A 6,499-nucleotide genomic window follows, 5' to 3' on the forward strand; every position below is an offset into this window, starting at 1 on the left:
CATGGAAGAAGGCGATCGAATTGACCAGTTCGCCGGAGGCTTCGGCGAACCAGACACCGGCCTTGCTGGACAGCGCCGTGAGCACCGCGATCACCAGCGTCAGCGTCCAGGCTTCCTTCCAGCGGTCGGAAACCCAGTAGGCCCGCATCAGGCCCCAGAAGCTGCGCATCGACGACACCGGCGTCAGAAGCGATCGCCCTGCGGCATCGCGAGGTGTTTTTTCCGGTACTGACTCTTGCGATGGTCTACCGACCCGAATCACGATCCCGCCCAAACCTTTTTCCTTTTGTTACGGATGGTAACACCAATTGATCATTTTCCATTAATTTAAAACCGGCCCGACCGGATTGCCCCGGCAGCCGTTGCCGTGAGGCAACAGATTACACGCTGAAATATAGCGACAACGGTCGGCAATAATCAAAATATCGATATTGATTTCAGATGCTTGATCTTCAATAAAATGCCGTCGATGGAGCTTCCCCTGGGGAAGGCTTTCACACGGTTTCGTGAACTCGAAATCGTGTCGAGCGATCGGTTTTCTCACTGCGGACGGCCCAGAGAGCTCGAAAATTTGCGGTTCGTGACTCGCCAGGAATGCCGTGGTCGTCCTTGCCAGGGGCAGGAAGTGACGGGAGAATCGATCGAGCGGCGCGTTCCGTCTTGTCCGGTCAGCTGAGGGACTGCGTTTGACAATTCATCCGCTTGGGGTTGAACCTTGCCCGCCATCGTCGACACTCATGCATGTCCGGTTCTCCAACAAGGAAGCTCCCAATGCTTGCACGCGCGGCCGCAATCCTGTCCCTCTTCGCCTGGCTGCCCCTCGTACCTTTGGCGCATGCCGGCGCGCAGAGCATCCCGGCCAGCGCCGAAGGCCAGATCGAGTTCAACACGCCGTCCGGCAACATCGGCTGCATCTACACGGCCAAAGGCGGCACCGGCACCTATGAGCCAAAGGATGGCGGCCCGGAGCTGAGTTGCTCGCGCGTCGAGCCGAGCTACGTCACGATTATCCTGGGTCCGAAGGGGCCAGCCACGCTGATCAAGAACCCGGGCGAGCAGGGCTGCTGCAGCGATGTCGACAAGCTTGGCTACGGCAACAGCTGGAGCGCCGGGCCGTTCTCGTGCCAGTCATCAACCAAGGGACTGACCTGCACCGCCACGAACGGCCATGGATTTTTCATCAGCAAGGCCAAAGCGACGGTGAAGTAACGTTTGCTGCTGTCGCGGAGAGGAGAGGGCGGTCGGCTCAGCCGGCCTTGTCCAGTTCGCCGCGCGCCTTGGCGGCCGCCACCTGGCGAATGGCATCGGCCAGCGTGTCGGCATCCTGTGCGCCCATGACCGCGTATTTGCCCTCGAGCAGGAAGCACGGCACGCCAGAAATGCCCATGCGCGACGCGGTGGCGATCTCGGTGCGCACCGCCTCGACATCGGCCTCGGTCGGCAAAAGCGTGGCGACCACGGACGCATCCATGCCGGCCTCGCGCGCCGCCTCGACCAGCACGGCATGATCGCCAATGTTGGCGCCTTCCTCGAAATTCAGCTGGAACAGCCGGCGCACAAGCCTGTTCTGAATGGCTTCGCCGGCGGCACCTGCCCAGCGGATCAGCCGATGCGCATCCAGCGTGTTCGGCGCCACCTTGATGGCGTCAAAGGCGAACGAGATGCCTTCGATTTCGCCCAGCGGCTCGATGCGGGCGTGAATCTCGCGGATGCGCTCATCACTGCCGAATTTTGCCAGCATGTATTCGCGGCGGTCCTTGCCTTCAGGCGGAATGGTCGGATCGAGCTGGAACGGCCGCCAGCGGACATGCACGTCGACATCGCCGACGGCGGCAATCGCCCTGTCGAGCCGCTTCTGGCCGATGAAGCACCAGGGACAGACGACATCGGACACCACATCGACGGTGATGGCGTTCAATTCGCTCATCTCGATCTCCTGATCCCTCAGTTGGGTTTGCGCCACCATGTTGGCAGTTGATACCCGAATATGGGCGTCTTTTGCGGATGTTCCAGGTAGTTCCAGTAGGCAATCCATTGCTGCGTGTTGTGCTGCATAGGCACCATGTAGTTGCCGGAGATCAGCAGCCGGTCGAGAACGCGAACGGCGGCAACATAATCCTCCTTGGAGCGGGCGCGCAGCATCGCCTCGATCGCTGCATCCACAGCCGGATCGGCGACGCCGGCGAGATTGAACGAGCCTTCCGTCCTGGCCGCGGCGGAACTCCAGCGCCCGCTCTGCTCGATGCCGGGCGACAACGAATTGTTGAAGCCGCTCGATCCTATCAGGACCTCGAAATCGAAGCGCTGCTTGCGCGACTGGATCTGGTCGCCGTCGAGGCTGCGAATGGTGAGATCGATACCGATCTTCTCCAGCGTGCGCTGGTAGATGCCGGCAAGGCGCTCCTCGTCCTGCGATGCGGTCAGGATTTCGAAGCTGAAGGGTTTGCCTTCGGGATCGAGCATCGTTCCATTCTGCACGTGGTAGCCGACACTTTTCAAAAGATCGAAGGCTGCCTTCAGCACGCGGCGGTCCTGGCCCGATCCGTCGGTCACCGGCGGCCGCCATGTACCGTCCATGACATCGGCAGGGACGCGGCCGGGGTAGGGCGCCAGAAGCGCTTTCTCCCTGTCGTCGGCCGGATGGCCGATCGCGGAAAGCTCGGAATTCTGCCAGTAACTCATCGTGCGCGTGTATTTGCCGCCGAACAGGTTCTTGTTGGCCCATTCAAAGTCGTAGAGCATGCCGAGCGCGCGCCGCACGACAGGGTTGGCGAATTTCGGCAACCGCGTGTTGAACAGGAAACCGGTCACCACGGGCGGAATGCCGGTGTCGAAGGTTTCGGCGACGACGTCGCCCTTGTGGAAGGCCGGAAAATCGAGATCGCGCTCGCGCTTCACCGGATCACTGTCGTCGTCGATGGCGCAAAGGCCTTTCTTGAACGCTTCGAGCTTGGCGTTGGCGTTGAGGAAATACTCGATGGTGATCTGGTCGTAATTGTCGAAACCGCGCTTGGCCGGGACGTCCTTGCCCCAGTAGTCCGGGTTGCGCTTGAACACGATGCGCTGGCCGGGCTGCACCTGCGCGATCCTATAAGGGCCGCTGCCGATCACCGGCTTGAGCGTCGTCCTGTCGAAAGTCTCCTTGTCGAAGGCGTGCTTCGGGATGATCGGGGTCAGCGCGATGATTAGCGGGAATTCGCGATCGGCCTTGTCGTTGAAGGTGAAGCGCACGCTGTGATCGCCGGTCTTTTCGAGCTTGGCGACCCTGGCCATGCGATCGCTGTAAGGCGGGCGGCCTTTCTCGGTGTAGACGTCATAGCTGAACAGCACGTCCTCCGGCGTCACCGGCTGACCGTCCGACCATTTGGCCTTCGGATTGAGATGGAATTCGATGCTCTTGCGCTCCGGGTCCATGTCGGCGCTGTCGGCCAACAAACCGTAGAGCGTGAAAGCCTCGTCGGCATTGCGCTGCATCAACGGCTCGAAGACCAGATTGCCGAAGATCGTATCCATCATGCCGCGCGCCGTCGTGCGCAGGCTCTTGAGGATGAAAGGGTTCAGATTGTCGAAGCTGCCGACGACGCAATAGGTGATCGAGCCACCCTTCGTCGCGTCGGGATTGACGTAGTCGAAATGCGTATAGCCGGGCGGTAGCGCCGGCTCACCCTGCATGGCGATAGCGTGCTTCGGCTCTGATGCGGCCGGCTGATGCGAAAGGGCGAGAAACGATATCCCGGTGATCAGCCAAACAACAACGCGGCCCATGACCGTCTCCTTACTGGGTCGGCTTGATGATTCGGTGTGCACCCTAGCATGAGGCGGCTGGGCGCCGGCCAACCGCGCGTTCAACAATTGCTGACGCCGGGCTGGATTCGGCATCGCTTGCAGTGTAACACGCCCTCCGAAGTCATTCTGTTGCCTCATTTCGGCAACAGGTAGCTGGACCACACGGCACGAAGAAGCCGGTCCCGGGATCATTTGAGAGGAAGTGCACGACATGACGAGCCTGAACAGCAACGCGTACCGCCTGTCGGTCATGGCCGCTGGCGTGGTCGGCTTTCTCGGCGCAGGACTTCCCGCTGCTTCCGCACAGCAGCAACAGCAGATTCCGCAAGGCTGGTTCAAGGCCTGCACCAAGCAGGAAGACGTCGACATCTGCAACGTCCAGAACATCACCACCGCCGGCAACGGCCAGCTGGTCACCGGCGTCAGCCTGATCGAGCTGAAGGGCAAGGTGAACCGCAAGGTGTTCCAGGTGACGGTCCCGACCGGCCGTCTGGTGCCTCCCGGCATCGGCCTGCAGATCGACACCGGCAAGGCGCAGAAGCTCGACTATGTGATCTGCTTCCCGGATCGTTGCGTGGCGGAAGTGCCGCTGACCGATCAGCTCGTCGCCGCCTTCAAGAAGGGCCAGGCGATTACCCTGACCTCCGTCAATTTCCAGAACCAGCCCAATCCGATCAAGGTCGCCCTGCAGGGCTTCAGCGGCGCCTATGACGGACCGGCGCTGCAGCAGTCGGACATCGAGGACCGGCAAAAGAAGCTTCAGGACTTCGTCGCCAAGAACAACCAGGATTTCGCCAAGAAGCTCAAGGAAGAGCAGGACAAGGCGAAGACCGCCAACTGATCGGCCGATATCGCCGAGCCAACAAGAAAGCGGGGTCATGCCCCGCTTTTTTTGCGATTGTCTTCCAGTAGGCTAATGCCTGGACTGCCGCTTCGGCTGGTAGCCGCCGTCCGGCCTCTTGTCGAACATCTCCTTGATCTGCGGATGCCGGACCGGCTCACCCGACTGATCCTCGAGCAGATTCTGCTCGGAGACGTAGGCGATGTATTCGGTCTCCGAATTCTCGGCGAGCAGGTGATAGAAGGGCTGATCCTTGCGGGGCCGAACGTCGGCGGGGATGGCTTCGTACCACTCGTCGGTGTTGGCGAATTGCGGGTCGACGTCGAAAATGATGCCCCTGAATGGAAACAGCCGGTGGCGAACCACCTGTCCGATTGCGAATTTGGCTGTTTTCATCGTACTCACCACTGAATTCCTTGGGCTTATTTGGCGCAGACCGCGCATCAATTCAATCCCGAGGCGCTTGACGCCCTATTAAGCAACGGGCTAGCCCGGCGCCAGGGTTTCGGACCAGCATAAAAATGTCTGACGTCATCGGTCTTGTTCTTCCGTTCTTCGGCTTGATTTTTGTCGGGTTTCTGGTGGCGCGCATAACCAGGCAGCCGCTGGAGGCGCTCGGCTGGATGAACACGTTCATCGTCTATGTCGCGCTGCCGGCACTTTTCTTCCAACTGCTTGCCAAGACGCCGTTCGAAGACCTGACGGAATGGCGCTTCATCTTCGGTTCGGTCGTCTCGACCTTCATGATATTTTCCTTGATGTTCATGGGGTCGGTCCTGACCTCGCGCGGCGAGATAGCTCAATCGACCATCAAGGCGCTCGCGGCCGCCTATGGCAATATCGGCTATATGGGACCGGGGCTGGCATTGCTGGCCTTCGGCGAGGAGGCGGCTGTGCCGGTCGCCTTGATCTTCTGTTTCGAGAACATCATGCATTTCGCCATCGCGCCCATGATGATGGCGCTGTCGGGCGACGACAAGACCACGCCTCTCCGGCTTGCGCTGGGTGTCGTGCGCAAGATCGTGCTGCACCCGTTCATCATCGCAACCGCCCTGGGCGTCGGCGCCGCCTATATCGGCTTTCGACCGCCCGTGCCGGTGGAGCGATTTCTGGAATATCTTTCCCGGGCGGCCGCACCTTGCGCGCTGTTTGCCATGGGCGTCACGCTGGCGCTCAGGCCGCTCAATCGCGTCCCGCACGAGATGGTTCCGATTGCGGCGCTGAAACTGATCCTGCACCCGTTGCTCTGCTATGTCGTGCTGAGCTGGATCGGCAATTTCTCGGAGACATGGGTCTTCTCGGCGGTGCTTCTGGCGGCGTTGCCGACCGCCACCAACGTCTTCGTCATCGCCCAGCAGTATGGCGTCTGGGTACAGCGCGCGTCGGCCAGTGTGCTGATCACAACCTGCCTGTCGGTCGTGACCGTCACCGGGCTGCTCTACCTGATCCGGCACGATATCCTAGCGCCGGACCTGTTTCCCTAACCCGCCGGCAAGCGCGGCAAAACCGCTGCCGGGACGAAGCCCCTCGCGCATGAAAAAAGCCCGAAGCGGCGCGAAGCCACCGAGCACGCCGAGCCCGGCCACGCGGGCCATCTGGGCCGGCAGCATGTCGGAAAGCAGCGACATGTTGAGCAGGTTGACCGCGCCGCTACGCGCCAGAATATCGGGGCGGCGCTTGAAATCGTAAGCCGCAAGCGCCTTGGCTGCACCCGGGTCGGCTCGATTTTCACAAGCGATTCCAACCAGATCATCGACGTCCCTGATGCCGAGATTGAGGCCTTGCGCACCAATCGGCGGAAACACATGGGCGGCTTCGCCGACCAGCGCCACCCGATCTCGGGCGAAACGCAGTGGCGTCACCGCCGAAAGC

General features: G+C 61.1%; 8 protein-coding genes. 3 read left to right on the forward strand and 5 right to left on the reverse strand.

The features are described 5' to 3' along the window. Window positions 1–187 (reverse strand): hypothetical protein (locus EN750_RS40675; RefSeq protein WP_245482696.1); only part of this gene is annotated, 187 nt, incomplete at its 3' end. A 584-nt stretch (window positions 188–771) separates the two neighbouring features. Here EN750_RS40675 and EN750_RS13335 point away from each other — a divergent pair. After that, window positions 772–1,209, forward strand: coding sequence for a hypothetical protein (locus tag EN750_RS13335; RefSeq protein ID WP_127272122.1), 438 nt, complete (start codon window positions 772–774; stop codon window positions 1,207–1,209). A gap of 37 nt (window positions 1,210–1,246) precedes the next feature. Here the strand turns inward: EN750_RS13335 and EN750_RS13340 are convergent, their stop codons facing one another. Together EN750_RS13340 and EN750_RS13345 are read right to left on the reverse strand one after the other, a co-directional pair. Beyond that, window positions 1,247–1,927, reverse strand: a complete 681-nt coding sequence (locus tag EN750_RS13340; protein WP_127396692.1) for a DsbA family protein — start codon at window positions 1,925–1,927, stop codon at window positions 1,247–1,249. A 17-nt stretch (window positions 1,928–1,944) separates the two neighbouring features. Next, window positions 1,945–3,765, reverse strand: a complete 1,821-nt coding sequence (locus tag EN750_RS13345; RefSeq protein WP_127396693.1) for an extracellular solute-binding protein — start codon at window positions 3,763–3,765, stop codon at window positions 1,945–1,947. A 232-nt stretch (window positions 3,766–3,997) separates the two neighbouring features. On the opposite strand from EN750_RS13345, the gene EN750_RS13350 reads away from it, so the two are divergent. Beyond that, entirely contained in the window at window positions 3,998–4,627 is a 630-nt protein-coding gene (locus EN750_RS13350) for an invasion associated locus B family protein (RefSeq protein ID WP_127270670.1), read from the forward strand. 72 nt (window positions 4,628–4,699) lie between these two features. On the opposite strand, the gene hspQ is transcribed toward EN750_RS13350, so the two are convergent. Further along, on the reverse strand, window positions 4,700–5,023 hold the full coding sequence (gene hspQ, locus EN750_RS13355) for a heat shock protein HspQ (protein ID WP_023811879.1): 324 nt from the start codon (window positions 5,021–5,023) through the stop codon (window positions 4,700–4,702). Window positions 5,024–5,148: 125 nt separating this feature from the next. Here hspQ and EN750_RS13360 point away from each other — a divergent pair, with 125 nt between their 5' ends. Next, window positions 5,149–6,111, forward strand: coding sequence for an AEC family transporter (locus EN750_RS13360; protein ID WP_127328975.1), 963 nt, complete (start codon window positions 5,149–5,151; stop codon window positions 6,109–6,111). Here the strand turns inward: EN750_RS13360 and EN750_RS13365 are convergent. Beyond that, window positions 6,088–6,499 (reverse strand): FAD-dependent monooxygenase (locus EN750_RS13365; RefSeq protein ID WP_189526184.1); only part of this gene is annotated, 412 nt, incomplete at its 5' end. The two genes, EN750_RS13360 and EN750_RS13365, sit on opposite strands and share 24 nt — an antisense overlap.

It is taken from the genome of Mesorhizobium sp. M7A.F.Ca.ET.027.03.2.1, assembly GCF_003999175.1.
Lineage (GTDB): Bacteria > Pseudomonadota > Alphaproteobacteria > Rhizobiales > Rhizobiaceae > Mesorhizobium.